Here is a 15146-nt window from a genome sequence, read left to right as displayed (position 1 = left end):
CGCTCGCTGACCAGAAGCTTAGGTGGTCAGGTCGGGTTCGGCGGGGCAGGCGACGGGATGAACGATGGGCTCGAGGGGGAAGTGAGCAGGTAAAGGCGAACTGGCGGGCGCATTCGGGCGTCGTGGGCCTTTATACGAACTACAGTGTAAAGCCGGGTTACCTAATTACGCTTCCGTCCCTCGGGACAACTTCGTTCCAGTCGGCAACCTCGTCAAACACACCTTGTGGGCGGTACAGACACGAAACGGCTCGCGGGGATGGTTGCGAGCATCGCTTCGAAGGCCCTTGCCAGGGCCTCTGATTAGCGGGAGCGAGGCCATCATGCCTTCGCTTTTTTGGCTCGTCAAACGTTTTGTAGTGCTTTTTTTCAAGCACTACATCTTTCGTCTAATACGACTAATCAGTCAGTTTTTGGTGCTTTAGTCCAACGTGTCGACTTTCACCCGCAACGTCATGTCATCCCGGCCTTGAGTCGAGTAGCTGCGGGCCAGGCCCTGTTTGTCGGCCTGGGTCTGGCGATTCACGCCGGCGAGGGTGATCCATTCCCCCAGTCGCCCGGTGACAGTTGTGTCGGTACTTTGTACGTTCACTACATCGGGACGTTCCTGGCTCATGCGGTCACGGTTGGTACTGATGGCCAGGTGAACGGTTTCGCCGGTGACGCTGGCGGTGACGTAAAACCCTTGGGTGACGTTGCGATATTGAGTCTGGCTGCTGTAATCGCCGTAGGAGTTGGTCTGGCTGCTGGTGATCGGCACGCTCTGGCCAACCTGGATCAGCGCCGGTGCGCCTTCGCTGGCCTGGATCTGCTGAATGCCGCCGTCACGGCTGGCGGTGCTGCGGCTGATGATGCGGGTCTGCGCGCCGTTGACCGAATAACCTTCATCGCCACGGCCGTTGTTTTCGTTGGTGTCGACCGTGATCAGCAGGCGCTTGGGCGCGGTGTCGAGCTGCGAGAGCAGGTCCTTGAGTTCTTCGATCTTGCCGGGCTCGGCCTTGACGATCAGTTGGTTGCCATAGGCGCTGACCTGGCCGTCCTTGCCGATGAAGTCCTGTGCCACCGGCAGCATGTCGGCGCTGGTGTGGTATTTGAGGGGCACGATTTCTGTGGCTGCCATCACCGAAAAACTGCAGCCGAGCAGCAGGGTGGTGAGCAGGGTGCGTAGGGACATGTCCGTTATCTCCGCTTTCGAAAGGCTAGATATTGCCAGTTTGTCGGCCCGGGGTGGGGCAAGTTGAATCGTAGACAGCAAAACGCCCCGGCATCGTGAGATGGCGGGGCGTTTTACGTGATCGTTCCCACGCTCCGCGTGGGAATGCAGCCAGTGACGCTCTGCGTCACATGCCGCAAGGGACGCGGAGCGTCCCGAGAGGCATTCCCACGCAGAGCGTGGGAACGATCGGCGCCTCGGTCTTAAGCTGAGTGACGAACCATGTCGACATGCGGAATCCCTGCTTCCAGGAATTCCTCGCTGACCAGGTTGAAACCCAGGCGCTCATAGAACGCCGTGGCCTGCACCTGGGCGCTGAGCATCTGCTGCTTCAGGCCGCGAGCTTCCGCTTCGGCAATCACCGCTTGCATCAGCGCATCGCCGACCTTCAGCCCGCGCCAGTCCTTCAGCACCGAAACCCGGCCGACATGTCCATCAGGCAAGAGACGGGCGGTGCCGATCGGGAAGTCGCCTTCGAAAGCCAGGAAATGCACCGCCGTGGCGTCATCGGCGTCCCACTCAAGCTCGGGTGGAACCGATTGTTCGGCAATGAACACCGTTTCGCGAATGCGGCGGATCTCGGCGTTGTCCTTTTGCCAGTCTGCAACACGTACGCGAATCTTATTCATCGTCGGCGAACCCCAGGCTTCCCTGTTTGACCAGTTCGCACAGCAGGCCGCGACCGTCTTCGTCGCTCAGCCAGTCACCGAGGTTGTCGGTGTGCAGGGCGTCGGCAGAGCAGATCAGCTTCAGCAGTTCGCGCAGCTTGCCCGGCAGGTAACGGCTCTGGCCGCTGGCGAACAGCAGCAGATCGTCATCGACGTCCGACCACGCCAGGCGTGCGCTCGGGTTGCGGATCAGGATGGCGCCATCTTCAAGCGCGCCGAGGAGGTCTTCTTCCCCGACTTCTTCCGGGCCGACCACCAGCTCTGGATAACGCGGCTCGGTCATGTACTGGCCGAACCAGGTCAGCAGCAGGCGTTCGTCGCTCATGTGCTCGGCGAGCAGGGCTTTCAGTCGGCCGAGTGCATCGTGCTGGATCTGATGTGGGTCATCGCTGACCGGTTTGGCATCGGCGTCGGTGTAGCGCTCTTCGTCAGTCAGGAACTGGCTGAGGAAATCGGTGAAGTGGGTCAGCACTTCAGCGGCGCTCGGTGCGCGGAAGCCGACCGAGTAGGTCATGCAGTCATCGACGGCAACGCCGCAGTGAGCCAGTCGCGGCGGCAGGTAGAGCATGTCGCCCGGTTCCAGGACCCACTCTTCGGTCTCGTGGAATTCGGCGAGGATGCGCAGATCCGCGTGTTGCAGCAGCGGGCTTTCGGAGTCGCACATCTGGCCGATTTTCCAGTTGCGCTTGCCGTGACCTTGCAGCAGGAACACGTCGTAGTTGTCGAAGTGCGGACCAACGCTGCCACCCGGGGCGGCGAAGCTGATCATCACGTCGTCGACGCGCCAGCTTGGCAGGAAACGGAAGTTTTCCAGCAGCTCGCTGACTTCCGGCACGAACTGATCGACCGCTTGCACCAGCAGGGTCCACTCGCGCTCCGGCAGTTTGCTGAATTCGTCTTCGGCGAACGGGCCGCGACGCAGTTCCCATGGACGCTCGCCGTGCTCGATCACCAGGCGCGATTCAACTTCTTCTTCCAGGGCCAGGCCGGCGAGTTCGTCGGCGTCAATCGGGCTTTCGAAATCAGGAATCGCCTGACGGATCAGCAGTGGTTTTTTCTGCCAGTAATCGCGCATGAATTCGCGCGCCGTAAGACCACCCAGAAGTTGAAGAGGAATATCGGGATTCATATGTAACCTATTGAAAAAAAGCATTTTTCAGACGGGAATAAAAACGCCCGGCGCGGCCGGGCGTCTCAAACGGGTCAAGCAGTCGATCAGATGCGTTTGGCTTGCGCTACAGCGTTGCCGATGTAGTTGGCCGGGGTCAGTTGCTTGAGCTCGGCTTTCGCAGCGGCCGGCATGTCCAGGCCGTCGATGAAAGTCTGCAGCGCTTCAGGGCTGATGCCCTTGCCGCGCGTCAGTTCTTTCAGCTTCTCGTACGGGTTTTCGATGTTGTAGCGGCGCATCACGGTCTGGATCGGCTCGGCCAGGACTTCCCAGCAAGCGTCCAGATCGGCAGCGATCTTGTCAGCGTTCAGCTCGAGCTTGCTGATGCCTTTGAGGCTCGCTTCGTACGCGATCACGCTGTGGGCGAAGCCGACACCGAGGTTACGCAGAACGGTGGAGTCGGTCAGGTCGCGCTGCCAGCGGGAGATCGGCAGTTTGCTCGCCAGGTGCTGGAACAGCGCGTTGGCGATGCCCAGGTTACCTTCGGAGTTTTCGAAGTCGATCGGGTTGACCTTGTGCGGCATGGTCGACGAACCGATTTCGCCGGCGATGGTGCGCTGCTTGAAGTAACCCAGGGAGATGTAGCCCCAGATGTCACGGTCAAAGTCGATCAGGATGGTGTTGAAGCGCGCAATGGCGTCGAACAGCTCGGCGATGTAGTCGTGCGGCTCGATCTGCGTGGTGTACGGGTTGAAGCCCAGACCCAGCTCGTCTTCGATGAAGGCGCGGGCGTTGGCTTCCCAGTCGATCTGCGGGTAGGCCGACAGGTGAGCGTTGTAGTTGCCGACAGCGCCGTTGATCTTGCCCAGCAGCGGAACGGCAGCGACCTGAGCGATCTGACGCTCGAGACGGTAAACCACGTTCGCCAGCTCTTTACCCAGGGTGGTCGGCGAAGCCGGCTGACCGTGGGTGCGCGACAGCATCGGCACGTCGGCGAAGCGGATGGCCAGTTCGCGGATGGCGTTGGCAGTCTGGCGCATCAGCGGCAGCATCACGTCGTCACGGCCTTCGCGCAGCATCAGAGCGTGGGACAGGTTGTTGATGTCCTCGCTGGTGCAGGCGAAGTGGATGAATTCGCTGACCTTGGCCAGCTCCGGCAGCTTGGCCGCCTGCTCTTTGAGCAGGTATTCGATCGCTTTTACGTCGTGGTTGGTGGTGCGCTCGATCTCTTTCACGCGCTCGGCGTGCTCCAGCGAGAAGTTTTCGGCCAGTTCATTCAGAACGGCGTTGGCTTCGGCGGAGAAGGCTGGCACTTCCGGGATGCCGGCGTGAGCGGCCAGGCGCTGGAGCCAGCGCACTTCAACCAGAACGCGGGCACGGATCAGACCGTACTCGCTGAAAATTGGGCGCAGGGCCTGGGTTTTGCCGGCGTAGCGGCCGTCAACAGGGGAAACCGCAGTGAGCGAAGAGAGCTGCATGGGGTGTTCTCGGACAGTCGGGCAACGAAATGGGGCGCGTATCATACATGAAAAAATCCGCCGGTCCGTCGCCAACTGACCGGCGTATTACGCGTTACAGACTACAAAGCTTTTGTTGCGCGACGATTTACTCGCTGCGCATCAACGGATACAGCTCTTTGAGCAATTTGCGTCGGCTCACGACCAGCTGCCAGCGATGGCCGCCGAGCTGACGCCACAGGCGTGCCGAACGAATGCCGGCGAGCAGCAGGGCGCGGATCTTCGAGGCATTGCTCGGCTGCTGCAGATTGCGCATGTCGCCATGCACCTGAATGCGTTGGCGCAGCGTGCTCAGGGTGTCCTGATACAGCGCACCGCAGGCCGCGATCACGTTTTCGTGGGCCGGGCCGAAATGCTCGACCTGCGACTGGATCTGCGGCAAGCGCTTGCCGATCACATCGAGCATGTCGTTGCGCTTGGCCAATTGCCGCTCGAGGCCGAGCATCGACAGCGCATAACGCAGTGGCTCGCGCTGCAAGGTGCTCGGGTCGCGCTCGAGGGCGCCGATCAGCGCGCGGTAACCCTCGCGCAGGTTGATGTCGTCGCCGCCGTAAACATCCAGGGTGTCTTTCGGGTCGCGAACCAGCAGGCTGCCGAGCATGCAGCTCAGGCCGGCCTCGTTGGTCTGGCCGGTCTTGGCGATCCGGTCCACCAGCACGGCGGCGAGAAACACGCCGCCCAGAGCGGTCAATTGCTCCTGAGTCGGGCTCATGCCTGGCCGCTCCACGGCTCGGCGACTTCGATCACGCCGCCGCCGAGGCAGATTTCACCGTCATAGAACACCACCGACTGGCCCGGCGTGACCGCGCGCTGCGGCTCGTCGAACACGGCGCGATAGCCGGTCTCGGTTTTTTCCAGCGTGCAGGCCTGATCGCTCTGACGATAACGAACCTTGGCGGTCAGGCGCAGTGGCTGGCTCAAGTCGATCGGGTTGACCCAATAGATTTCCGAAGCGAGCAGGGCGCTGGAGAACAGCCACGGATGGTTGTTGCCCTGGCCGACGATCAGCTCGTTGGTGTCCAGATCCTTGCGCAGCACGTACCACGGCTCATCGCCGGCGTCTTTCAGACCACCGATGCCCAGGCCCTGACGCTGGCCGATGGTGTGGTACATCAAGCCGTGGTGACGGCCGATGACTTCGCCTTCGGTGGTCTTGATCTCGCCCGGTTGCGCCGGCAGGTATTGCTTGAGGAAATCGCTGAAGCGACGCTCGCCGATGAAGCAGATCCCGGTGGAATCCTTCTTCTTGGCGGTCGCCAGTTCGTATTTCTCGGCAATTGCACGGACTTCCGGTTTTTCCAGTTCGCCGACCGGGAACAGGGTCTTGGCGATCTGTTCGCCGCCGACGGCGTGCAGGAAGTAGCTCTGATCCTTGTTCGGATCCAGGCCTTTGAGCAGCTCGGTGCGGCCATCGATGTCGCGGCGGCGCACGTAGTGACCGGTGGCAATCAGGTCGGCGCCGAGCATCATGGCGTAGTCGAGGAACGCCTTGAACTTGATCTCGCGGTTGCACAGGATGTCCGGGTTCGGCGTGCGGCCGGCCTTGTATTCGGCCAGGAAGTGCTCGAACACGTTGTCCCAGTACTCGGCGGCGAAGTTGGCGGTGTGCAGCTTGATACCGATCTTGTCGCACACAGCCTGAGCATCCGCCAGGTCGTCCATGGCGGTGCAGTATTCCGTTCCGTCGTCTTCTTCCCAGTTCTTCATGAACAGGCCTTCCACTTCATAACCCTGCTCGATCAGCAGGAGAGCGGAAACGGAAGAGTCCACGCCGCCGGACATGCCGACAATGACGCGCTTCTTGGATGTGTCAGAAGGGGCTGGATCACGCATAGGGATTCAATGAGTGTCTTGAAAAAGGACGCGATTCTATCAGGCTCACGGCCTCAAGGCTAAAGGGAAGGGCGGATCAGTTCGAGGCCGAAGCGATTGCCGGCCAGATAATCATCGATGCAGCGGATGATCAGCTCGCTGCGCCAGTGCTCGCGCTGCTCGATTAATTCCTCGCGGGTCAGCCACTTGGCGCCGACGATACCGTCGTCAAGTTGATAATTCGGGTGATGTTTCACGGCTTTGGCGCTGAAGCAAACGCGCTGGTAAGTCACGCCGTTGCTCGGCGCGGTGTACAGATAAATGCCGACCACGGCGGTGGGCTCGACGTCCCAGCCGGTTTCTTCGAGGGTTTCGCGCACGGCGGCTTCGATCAGGGTTTCGTCCGGATCCAGATGGCCGGCGGGCTGATTGAGCACATTACGCCCGGCCTTGTGTTCCTCGACCATCAGGAAACGACCGTTGTCCTCGACGATGGTGGCGACAGTGATGTGGGGGAGCCATTGCATTGATTGAATCTCCTGGGCGAAAGGCAGAAACACAAACCCCGGCGCATGGCCGGGGTTTGTGATGTTCCCTTTACAACCTTATACCAGCGCAGCGATGGCCGCGTTGAGGGTTGCGCTTGGGCGCATGGCCTTGCTGATCAGCTCGGCATTGGCGTGGTAGTAACCGCCGATGTCCACTGGCTTGCCTTGAACGGAGTTGAGCTCGGCGACGATGGTCGCTTCGTTCTCGGTCAGGGTCTTGGCCAGAGTCGCGAACTGCGCTTGCAGTGCAGCGTCTTCGGTCTGGGCGGCCAGGGCTTGTGCCCAGTACATTGCCAGGTAGAAGTGGCTGCCGCGGTTGTCGATGTTGCCGACTTTGCGCGATGGCGACTTGTTGTTGTCGAGGAACTGGCCGGTGGCCTGGTCCAGGGTCTTGGACAGAACCAGCGCTTTCGGGTTGTTGTAGTTCACACCCAGGTGCTCGAGAGAAGCGGCCAGGGCCAGGAATTCACCCAGCGAATCCCAGCGCAGGAAGTTCTCTTCGACCAGTTGCTGCACGTGCTTCGGCGCCGAACCGCCAGCGCCGGTTTCGAACAGGCCACCGCCGTTCATCAGCGGCACGATCGACAGCATCTTGGCGCTGGTGCCCAGTTCCATGATCGGGAACAGGTCGGTCAGGTAGTCACGCAGTACGTTGCCGGTCACCGAAATGGTGTCCTTGCCTTCGCGGGTGCGCTGCAGGGTGTATTTCATGGCATCGACCGGCGCCATGATCTGGATGTCCAGACCAGCGGTGTCGTGATCTTTCAGGTAAGCCTGAACCTTCTCGATCACCACGCCGTCGTGGGCGCGCATCGGGTCCAGCCAGAAAATGGCTGGAGTTGCGCTTGCACGAGCGCGGTTGACGGCCAGTTTGACCCAGTCCTGGATCGGCGCGTCTTTGGTCTGGCACATGCGGAAGATGTCGCCGGCTTCAACAGCCTGTTCCATCAGCAGGGTGCCTTTGCTGTCGGTCACGCGAACCACGCCGTCGGCCTTGATCTGGAAGGTCTTGTCGTGGGAGCCGTATTCTTCGGCCTTTTTAGCCATCAGGCCAACGTTTGGCACGCTGCCCATGGTGGTCGGATCGAAAGCACCATTGGCTTTGCAATCTTCGATCACGGCCTGGTAGATGGTGGCGTAGCAACGATCCGGGATCACAGCCTTGGTGTCGTGCAGCTGGCCGTCGGTGCCCCACATCTTGCCGGAGTCACGGATCATGGCCGGCATCGAGGCGTCGACGATAACGTCGCTCGGCACGTGCAGGTTGGTGATGCCTTTGTCGGAGTTGACCATCGCCAGCGACGGACGAACGGCGTAGACCGCTTGAACGTCAGCTTCGATCTGGGCTTGCTGTTCGGCCGGCAGGGATTTGATGCGGGCGTACAGGTCGCCGATGCCGTTGTTCAGGTTGAAGCCGATCTCGGCCAGCACGTCGGCGTGCTTGGTCAGGGCGTCTTTATAGAACTCGGCAACGATCTGGCCGAACATGATCGGGTCGGAGACCTTCATCATGGTGGCTTTCAGGTGAACCGACAGCAGCACGCCTTGTTGCTTGGCGCTGTCGATTTCAGCGGCGATGAACGCGCGCAGGGCCTTTTTGCTCATCACGGAGCAGTCGAGGATCTCGCCCGCCTGAACGGTGGTTTTTTCTTTCAGGACGGTAGCGGTGCCGTCTTTGGCGATCAGCTCGATCTTCACGGCGTCAGCGGCGTCGATCAGGGCAGCTTTTTCGCTGCCGTAGAAATCGCCGGTGCTCATGTGAGCGACGTGGGACTTGGAGTCTTTGGCCCAGGCGCCCATTTTGTGCGGGTGCTTGCGAGCGTAGTTCTTGACCGACAGCGGAGCGCGACGGTCGGAGTTGCCTTCACGCAGAACCGGGTTCACGGCGCTGCCCTTGACCTTGTCGTAACGCGCCTTGGCATCTTTGTCGGCGTCGCTGGTCACGGTTTCCGGGTAGTCCGGCAGGTTGTAGCCCTGGGCTTGCAGTTCTTTGATCGCGGCTTGCAGTTGCGGAACCGAGGCGCTGATGTTCGGCAGCTTGATGATGTTGGCTTCAGGCGTAACGGCCAGGTCGCCCAGTTCGGCGAGGTGGTCGGCTACGGCTTTGTCGCCCAGTTGCTCGGGGAAGCTGGCCAGAATACGTGCTGCAAGAGAGATATCGCGGGTTTCCACGGCGATATCGGCCGAGGCGGTGTAAGCCTCGATGATCGGCAGCAGGGAATAGGTGGCGAGGGCTGGAGCTTCGTCGGTGAAGGTATAGATGATCTTCGAGCGGGTGGGCATATTCGGATTAACTCTCTCTTCTTTGCTAAAGCGTGCGCAGAAACTCGAGGGGCGCCGGGTAAGCGCGTTCGTTCAAAGTCATCCATGAACCGAATGTCGAGAATCTTCGCGGTGATGTTGGGTGCATCAGTAGAGCGTCAAGCAGTCGGACTGCGGTAACAACCCGACCAATCAGGCGGAAAGTCTCGTGCTAGAGAGGCCAGCCGTCGTGACCCTTTGGTCAGCGGGCGGCATTATACATAGGTAGCTGGCAATCTGCCGATGGTTCATATGCAACGATTCTCGTCCATTGGTCTAAAGGTCGCAGGGCGGGGTGGGGCGTAGAGTCGCCGTGAATGCTTGAGATTGGCGCTTTTCCCTTTGCTTTCAGGCTTGTACGAAACGAGATGTGGCCGCGCCCGGAACAGAGGGTTTGCGTGTTGATTCAACTGGGTTACGCTCGAACCAAGCCAGATGTTCAATCCAAACAATGGAGTTCAGCATGGGTTACAAGAAGATTCAGGTTCCAGCCGTCGGCGACAAAATCACCGTCAACGCAGACCATTCTCTCAATGTCCCTGATAACCCGATCATTCCCTTCATCGAAGGTGACGGCATTGGCGTCGACGTCAGCCCTGTGATGATCAAAGTGGTTGATGCTGCCGTAGAAAAAGCCTACGGGGGCAAGCGCAAGATTTCCTGGATGGAGGTTTATGCTGGCGAAAAAGCAACTCAGGTTTATGACCAGGACACCTGGCTGCCCCAGGAAACTCTGGACGCGGTGAAGGATTACGTGGTTTCCATCAAAGGCCCGCTGACCACTCCGGTCGGTGGCGGCATCCGTTCCCTCAACGTTGCCCTGCGCCAACAGCTCGATCTCTATGTCTGCCTGCGCCCTGTGGTGTGGTTCGAAGGCGTACCGAGCCCGGTGAAAAAGCCCGGCGACGTCGACATGGTGATCTTCCGCGAGAACTCCGAAGACATTTATGCCGGTATCGAATGGAAAGCCGGCTCCCCTGAAGCCACCAAGGTCATCAAGTTCCTGAAAGAAGAAATGGGCGTCACCAAGATCCGTTTCGACCAGGACTGCGGCATCGGCATCAAGCCGGTTTCGAAAGAAGGCACCAAGCGTCTGGTGCGCAAGGCCCTGCAATACGTGGTGGACAACGACCGCAAGTCGCTGACCATCGTGCACAAGGGCAACATCATGAAATTCACCGAAGGTGCCTTCAAGGACTGGGGCTATGAGGTGGCGAAGGAAGAATTCGGCGCCGAGCTGCTCGATGGCGGCCCATGGATGAAGTTCAAGAACCCGAAAACCGGCCGTGAAGTCGTCGTCAAGGACGCCATCGCCGACGCCATGCTCCAGCAGATCCTGCTGCGTCCGGCCGAATACGATGTGATCGCCACCCTCAACCTCAACGGTGACTACCTGTCCGACGCCCTGGCGGCGGAAGTGGGCGGTATCGGTATCGCGCCGGGTGCCAACCTGTCCGACACCGTGGCCATGTTCGAGGCGACCCACGGTACCGCGCCGAAATATGCCGGCAAGGACCAGGTCAACCCGGGCTCGGTGATTCTGTCGGCGGAAATGATGCTGCGTCACCTGGGCTGGACCGAAGCGGCCGACCTGATCATCAAGGGCACCAATGGCGCCATCAAGGCCAAGACCGTGACCTACGACTTCGAACGTCTGATGGAAGGCGCCACACTGGTGTCTTCTTCGGGCTTCGGTGAAGCGCTGATCAAGCACATGTAATAAAGACGTCTGCAACGAAACCGCCCGGCTCGAGTGATCGAGCCGGGCGGTTTGTTTTCTGGCAGGTGTTCGGGTCGCTTCAGCTGGTCACTGACTGGTGCTGAGCGGCTGCCGAGGCGGCATCTTTTGCGGCTTCGACATTCTGAATTTTTGTGGCGTGCAGGCCTTTGGGGCCTTGTACGATCTCGAATTTGACGATTTGCCCGGCTTTGAGGGTTTTGTATCCGTCCATTTCAATGGCGGAATAGTGGGCAAAGAAATCAATTTCCTTGCCGTCCTCGTCCTTCCCCTCGCGGGAGTCGGTGTTGATGAAACCGAACCCCTTGGAATTATTGAACCATTTCACCTTGCCGACAGCCATGCTCAAATCCCTCTGCAACAGTCTCCATCGCTGGAGTATCATCCAATTCATCCGCAGTCGAATCCGTTAAAAAGATTGACTCCGCGGATCTTTTTTCCCCACTGTGGGTTCTATTGGTTGTAACACCGTTTTCCCGATAGTCAAGGTGACCGGGCAGTCGGAGTTGAAAACGTGTCAAGCCGCCCCCACCACTGTATTTGCACAACTGACGAACCTTTCTTTCCATGCATGCAATCAGCCAGATTCGACTAACATTCAATCAGGATCGCCCGCTTCTCCAAAAGGATCTTCCACAGGAGCACGACGACGATTCGGCAGGCGTTGCTGTTCAGGAAGCAAAGCCTGCGTTACAGGCGCCGCCGATGTACAAGGTGGTTTTGTTTAATGATGACTACACACCGATGGATTTCGTCGTCGAAGTGCTCGAGGTGTTTTTTAACCTGAATCGCGAGCTGGCGACCAAGGTCATGCTGGCCGTCCACACAGAAGGGCGGGCAGTATGTGGAGTGTTTACCCGCGACATCGCCGAGACAAAGGCCATGCAGGTCAACCAGTACGCCAGGGAAAGCCAGCATCCGCTACTCTGTGAAATCGAGAAGGACGGTTAATCGCCGACCACTTGGGTATGAGGTGAAGCTATGTTAAACCGCGAGCTCGAAGTCACCCTCAATCTTGCCTTCAAGGAGGCACGTTCGAAACGTCATGAATTCATGACCGTCGAACACCTGCTGCTGGCCCTATTGGACAATGAGGCTGCCGCCACCGTATTGCGTGCCTGCGGCGCAAACCTCGACAAACTCAAGCACGACCTGCAGGAGTTCATCGACTCCACCACGCCACTGATCCCCGTCCATGACGAGGATCGCGAAACCCAGCCAACCCTGGGCTTCCAGCGTGTGCTGCAACGTGCTGTCTTTCATGTGCAGAGCTCGGGCAAACGCGAAGTGACCGGCGCCAACGTGCTGGTTGCAATCTTCAGTGAGCAAGAGAGTCAGGCGGTGTTCCTGCTGAAACAGCAGAGCGTTGCACGCATTGATGTCGTCAACTATATCGCCCACGGCATTTCCAAAGTGCCGGGGCATGGCGATCACTCTGAAGGTGAACAAGATATGCAGGACGACGAGGGCGGTGAGTCTTCTTCTTCAGGCAATCCGCTGGACGCTTATGCCAGCAACCTCAACGAACTCGCACGCCAGGGCCGGATCGATCCGCTGGTCGGGCGTGAAACGGAAGTCGAGCGTGTCGCGCAGATTCTCGCGCGCCGTCGCAAGAACAATCCGCTGCTGGTAGGCGAGGCTGGCGTGGGTAAAACCGCGATTGCCGAAGGCCTGGCCAAGCGTATTGTCGACAACCAGGTGCCGGACCTGCTGGCCAACAGCGTCGTTTATTCCCTTGATCTGGGCGCTCTGCTCGCGGGCACCAAGTATCGCGGTGATTTCGAGAAGCGCTTCAAGGCGCTGCTCAACGAACTGAAAAAACGTCCGCAGGCGATCCTGTTCATCGACGAGATCCACACCATCATCGGTGCGGGTGCTGCGTCCGGTGGCGTCATGGATGCCTCGAACCTGCTCAAACCGCTGCTGTCGTCTGGCGACATTCGCTGCATCGGCTCGACCACGTTCCAGGAATTCCGTGGCATCTTCGAAAAAGACCGTGCCCTGGCACGTCGCTTCCAGAAGGTCGATGTCGTCGAGCCGTCGGTGGAAGATACCATCGGTATTCTGCGTGGCCTGAAAGGGCGTTTCGAGCAGCATCACAACATCGAATACAGCGATGAGTCGCTGCGCGCCGCTGCGGAACTGGCTTCGCGCTACATCAATGACCGGCACATGCCGGACAAGGCCATCGATGTGATCGACGAGGCGGGTGCCTACCAGCGTCTGCAACCGGTCGAGAAGCGTGTGAAACGCATCGAAGTGCCTGAGGTCGAGGACATCGTTGCGAAAATCGCGCGGATTCCGCCGAAGCACGTCACCAGCTCCGACAAGGAACTGCTGCGTAACCTCGAGCGCGACCTGAAGCTGACGGTGTTTGGTCAGGACGCGGCGATCGATTCGCTGTCGACTGCGATCAAACTGTCCCGTGCCGGTCTCAAGTCGCCTGACAAACCTGTCGGTTCGTTCCTGTTCGCAGGGCCGACCGGTGTCGGTAAAACCGAAGCCGCGCGTCAATTGGCCAAGGCGCTGGGGATTGAACTGGTTCGCTTCGACATGTCCGAGTACATGGAGCGCCACACCGTATCGCGTCTGATCGGTGCGCCTCCGGGTTATGTCGGTTTCGACCAGGGCGGTCTGTTGACCGAAGCGATCACCAAGCAACCGCATTGCGTATTGTTGCTCGATGAAATCGAGAAGGCGCATCCGGAAGTCTTCAACCTGCTGCTGCAGGTGATGGACCACGGCACGCTGACCGACAACAACGGGCGCAAGGCGGACTTCCGCAACGTGATCGTGATCATGACCACCAACGCCGGTGCTGAAACGGCGGCGCGTGCTTCGATCGGTTTCACCCATCAGGACCACTCGTCCGATGCGATGGAAGTGATCAAGAAGAGCTTCACGCCGGAATTCCGCAACCGTCTGGATACCATCATTCAGTTTGGTCGCCTCAGTCACGAGGTCATCAAAAGCGTGGTGGACAAGTTCCTTACCGAGCTTCAGGCGCAGCTGGAAGACAAGCGTGTGCTTCTGGAAGTCACCGATGCGGCGCGCAGTTGGCTGGCGGCCGGTGGTTACGATTCGGCCATGGGCGCTCGTCCGATGGCGCGTCTGATCCAGGACAAGATCAAGCGTCCGCTGGCGGAGGAGATTCTGTTTGGTGAGCTGGCCGAGCATGGCGGTGTGGTTCACATCGACATCAAGGATGGTGAGTTGACGTTTGACTTCGAGACCACCGCAGAAATGGCTTGATGGCCGGGAAGTGAAAAGGCGCCTTCGGGCGCCTTTTTATTGTCTGTTTGTTTGGTGTGAATATCCGTTGTTGCGGTAACGGCTTCTTAGGGTTCCGCCCTTACGGCGGGTCACTTTTGGCAAACGCCCCAAAAGTAACCAAAAAGTCTCTAACCCTGACGTACGGCCCCTCGCTGAGGCTCGGGGTTCCTTCGCTCCGTGATTGATCCGGGGGCATCGCCTACGGTTTGCTTCGCTGCACCTCCTCTCGATGCATGCGGCTGCGCCGCACGGTCGCTGCGCTCCCACCCCCGGATCAATCCCTCCACTCAGCCTGCCGACGGGCCCTGCGATCAAAAGCGGTACTCGAGCTAACGCTCATCGTGTTGCGTGGTGAGGAGCGGGGGCTCTTGATCTGGCTTTTGCTTTGGCTTTTGATTTTGATTTTTTGCCCCTTCGGCAGGCCGAGCGGAGGTGTTCATCAGGGGGTAGGCGCGCAGCGCCGTGCGGCGCAGCCGCATACATCGAGAGGAGGTGCAGCGAAGCAAACCGTAGGCGATGCCCCCTGATGGACACCGTAGCGAGGGAACACTGAGCCTAAGCGAAGTGCCGTACGCCGGGGCTCAGCCTTTTTGGTTACTTTTTCGGTGTTTGGAAAAAGTGACCCGCCGTAAGGGCGGAACCCTAAGAAGCCGTTACCGCAGCAACGGATATTCACCCAAAACCAAAAAACACACAGATACAAAAACGCCCGGCAAATGCCGGGCGTCTTGTATTGACTTGATTAGCGAGCGCGGTAAGTAATACGCCCTTTGCTCAAGTCATAGGGCGTCAGCTCGACGCGCACTTTGTCACCGGTAAGAATACGAATGTAGTTCTTGCGCATCTTGCCGGAAATATGCGCGGTTACGACGTGCCCATTTTCCAACTCCACACGAAACATGGTGTTGGGCAGGGTGTCGACGACAGTGCCTTCCATTTCGAAGCTGTCTTCTTTCGACATGCAGTAAA

General features: G+C 59.2%; 13 protein-coding genes. 3 read left to right on the top strand and 10 right to left on the bottom strand.

Going from position 1 to position 15146, the window contains the following annotated elements; all coding sequences use genetic code 11:
• Positions 1-420: 420 nt before the first annotated feature.
• From LOY31_RS18360 to LOY31_RS18325, 8 genes are all read right to left on the bottom strand, one after another.
• The gene (locus tag LOY31_RS18360; protein WP_007951453.1) at positions 421-1173 is read right to left on the bottom strand and encodes a secretin N-terminal domain-containing protein; all 753 of its coding nucleotides are present in this window, start codon (positions 1171-1173) and stop codon (positions 421-423) included.
• A gap of 242 nt (positions 1174-1415) precedes the next feature.
• A complete protein-coding gene (locus LOY31_RS18355; protein ID WP_007951452.1) occupies positions 1416-1841 on the bottom strand; it encodes a GNAT family N-acetyltransferase in 426 nt (141 codons plus the stop codon).
• A complete protein-coding gene (locus LOY31_RS18350; protein ID WP_258711996.1) occupies positions 1834-3009 on the bottom strand; it encodes a cupin domain-containing protein in 1176 nt (391 codons plus the stop codon). Before LOY31_RS18350 ends, LOY31_RS18355 begins: the two co-directional genes overlap by 8 nt.
• An 86-nt stretch (positions 3010-3095) precedes the next feature.
• Positions 3096-4466, bottom strand: coding sequence for an adenylosuccinate lyase (purB, locus tag LOY31_RS18345; protein WP_039767413.1), 1371 nt, complete (start codon positions 4464-4466; stop codon positions 3096-3098).
• Between the two features lie 127 nt (positions 4467-4593).
• Positions 4594-5217, bottom strand: a complete 624-nt coding sequence (gene hflD, locus LOY31_RS18340) for a high frequency lysogenization protein HflD (protein ID WP_039767411.1) — start codon at positions 5215-5217, stop codon at positions 4594-4596.
• The gene (gene mnmA / locus LOY31_RS18335; protein WP_074688946.1) at positions 5214-6338 is read right to left on the bottom strand and encodes a tRNA 2-thiouridine(34) synthase MnmA; all 1125 of its coding nucleotides are present in this window, start codon (positions 6336-6338) and stop codon (positions 5214-5216) included. The genes hflD and mnmA overlap by 4 nt, the downstream gene beginning before the upstream one ends.
• Before the next feature lie 59 nt (positions 6339-6397).
• A complete protein-coding gene (locus LOY31_RS18330) occupies positions 6398-6844 on the bottom strand; it encodes an NUDIX hydrolase (RefSeq protein WP_258711995.1) in 447 nt (148 codons plus the stop codon).
• 78 nt (positions 6845-6922) lie between these two features.
• Positions 6923-9148, bottom strand: coding sequence for an NADP-dependent isocitrate dehydrogenase (locus LOY31_RS18325; RefSeq protein WP_258711994.1), 2226 nt, complete (start codon positions 9146-9148; stop codon positions 6923-6925).
• 481 nt (positions 9149-9629) lie between these two features.
• On the opposite strand from LOY31_RS18325, the gene icd reads away from it, so the two are divergent.
• A complete protein-coding gene (gene icd / locus LOY31_RS18320) occupies positions 9630-10886 on the top strand; it encodes an NADP-dependent isocitrate dehydrogenase (RefSeq protein ID WP_007951441.1) in 1257 nt (418 codons plus the stop codon).
• A gap of 79 nt (positions 10887-10965) precedes the next feature.
• Here the strand turns inward: icd and LOY31_RS18315 are convergent, their stop codons facing one another.
• On the bottom strand, positions 10966-11247 hold the full coding sequence (locus tag LOY31_RS18315; RefSeq protein ID WP_127798714.1) for a cold shock domain-containing protein: 282 nt from the start codon (positions 11245-11247) through the stop codon (positions 10966-10968).
• Positions 11248-11471: 224 nt separating this feature from the next.
• On the opposite strand from LOY31_RS18315, the gene clpS reads away from it, so the two are divergent.
• Both clpS and clpA read left to right on the top strand, forming a co-directional pair.
• Positions 11472-11855 carry an ATP-dependent Clp protease adapter ClpS gene (clpS, locus tag LOY31_RS18310; RefSeq protein ID WP_011334948.1) on the top strand — a complete coding sequence of 128 codons (384 nt, stop codon included), beginning with the start codon at positions 11472-11474 and terminating at the stop codon, positions 11853-11855.
• A gap of 30 nt (positions 11856-11885) precedes the next feature.
• Positions 11886-14156: an ATP-dependent Clp protease ATP-binding subunit ClpA gene (gene clpA / locus LOY31_RS18305; protein ID WP_007951436.1), complete on the top strand. Its 2271-nt coding sequence runs from the start codon at positions 11886-11888 to the stop codon at positions 14154-14156.
• A 763-nt stretch (positions 14157-14919) separates the two neighbouring features.
• On the opposite strand, the gene infA is transcribed toward clpA, so the two are convergent.
• The gene (gene infA / locus LOY31_RS18300) at positions 14920-15138 is read right to left on the bottom strand and encodes a translation initiation factor IF-1 (protein ID WP_002553999.1); all 219 of its coding nucleotides are present in this window, start codon (positions 15136-15138) and stop codon (positions 14920-14922) included.
• Between the last annotated feature and the right edge of the window lie 8 nt (positions 15139-15146).

This window comes from Pseudomonas sp. B21-021 (assembly GCF_024749205.1).
GTDB classification, from domain to species: Bacteria; Pseudomonadota; Gammaproteobacteria; order Pseudomonadales; family Pseudomonadaceae; genus Aquipseudomonas; species Aquipseudomonas paraglycinae.
Note: the sequence above shows the minus strand (reverse complement) of the source record. Positions and strands in the feature narration are given on the sequence as shown.

Bases quoted from the DNA above. Each gene is read 5' to 3' on its own strand.
- LOY31_RS18330 (WP_258711995.1), bottom strand. From the start codon at position 6,844: ATGCAATGGCTCCCCCACATCACTGTCGCCACCATCGTCGAGGACAAC.
- clpA (WP_007951436.1), top strand. From the start codon at position 11,886: ATGTTAAACCGCGAGCTCGAAGTCACCCTCAATCTTGCCTTCAAGGAG.
- LOY31_RS18350 (WP_258711996.1), bottom strand. From the start codon at position 3,009: ATGAATCCCGATATTCCTCTTCAACTTCTGGGTGGTCTTACGGCGCGC.
- infA (WP_002553999.1), bottom strand. From the start codon at position 15,138: ATGTCGAAAGAAGACAGCTTCGAAATGGAAGGCACTGTCGTCGACACC.
- purB (WP_039767413.1), bottom strand. From the start codon at position 4,466: ATGCAGCTCTCTTCGCTCACTGCGGTTTCCCCTGTTGACGGCCGCTAC.
- icd (WP_007951441.1), top strand. From the start codon at position 9,630: ATGGGTTACAAGAAGATTCAGGTTCCAGCCGTCGGCGACAAAATCACC.
- LOY31_RS18315 (WP_127798714.1), bottom strand. From the start codon at position 11,247: ATGGCTGTCGGCAAGGTGAAATGGTTCAATAATTCCAAGGGGTTCGGT.
- LOY31_RS18325 (WP_258711994.1), bottom strand. From the start codon at position 9,148: ATGCCCACCCGCTCGAAGATCATCTATACCTTCACCGACGAAGCTCCA.
- mnmA (WP_074688946.1), bottom strand. From the start codon at position 6,338: ATGCGTGATCCAGCCCCTTCTGACACATCCAAGAAGCGCGTCATTGTC.
- clpS (WP_011334948.1), top strand. From the start codon at position 11,472: ATGCATGCAATCAGCCAGATTCGACTAACATTCAATCAGGATCGCCCG.
- LOY31_RS18360 (WP_007951453.1), bottom strand. From the start codon at position 1,173: ATGTCCCTACGCACCCTGCTCACCACCCTGCTGCTCGGCTGCAGTTTT.
- LOY31_RS18355 (WP_007951452.1), bottom strand. From the start codon at position 1,841: ATGAATAAGATTCGCGTACGTGTTGCAGACTGGCAAAAGGACAACGCC.
- hflD (WP_039767411.1), bottom strand. From the start codon at position 5,217: ATGAGCCCGACTCAGGAGCAATTGACCGCTCTGGGCGGCGTGTTTCTC.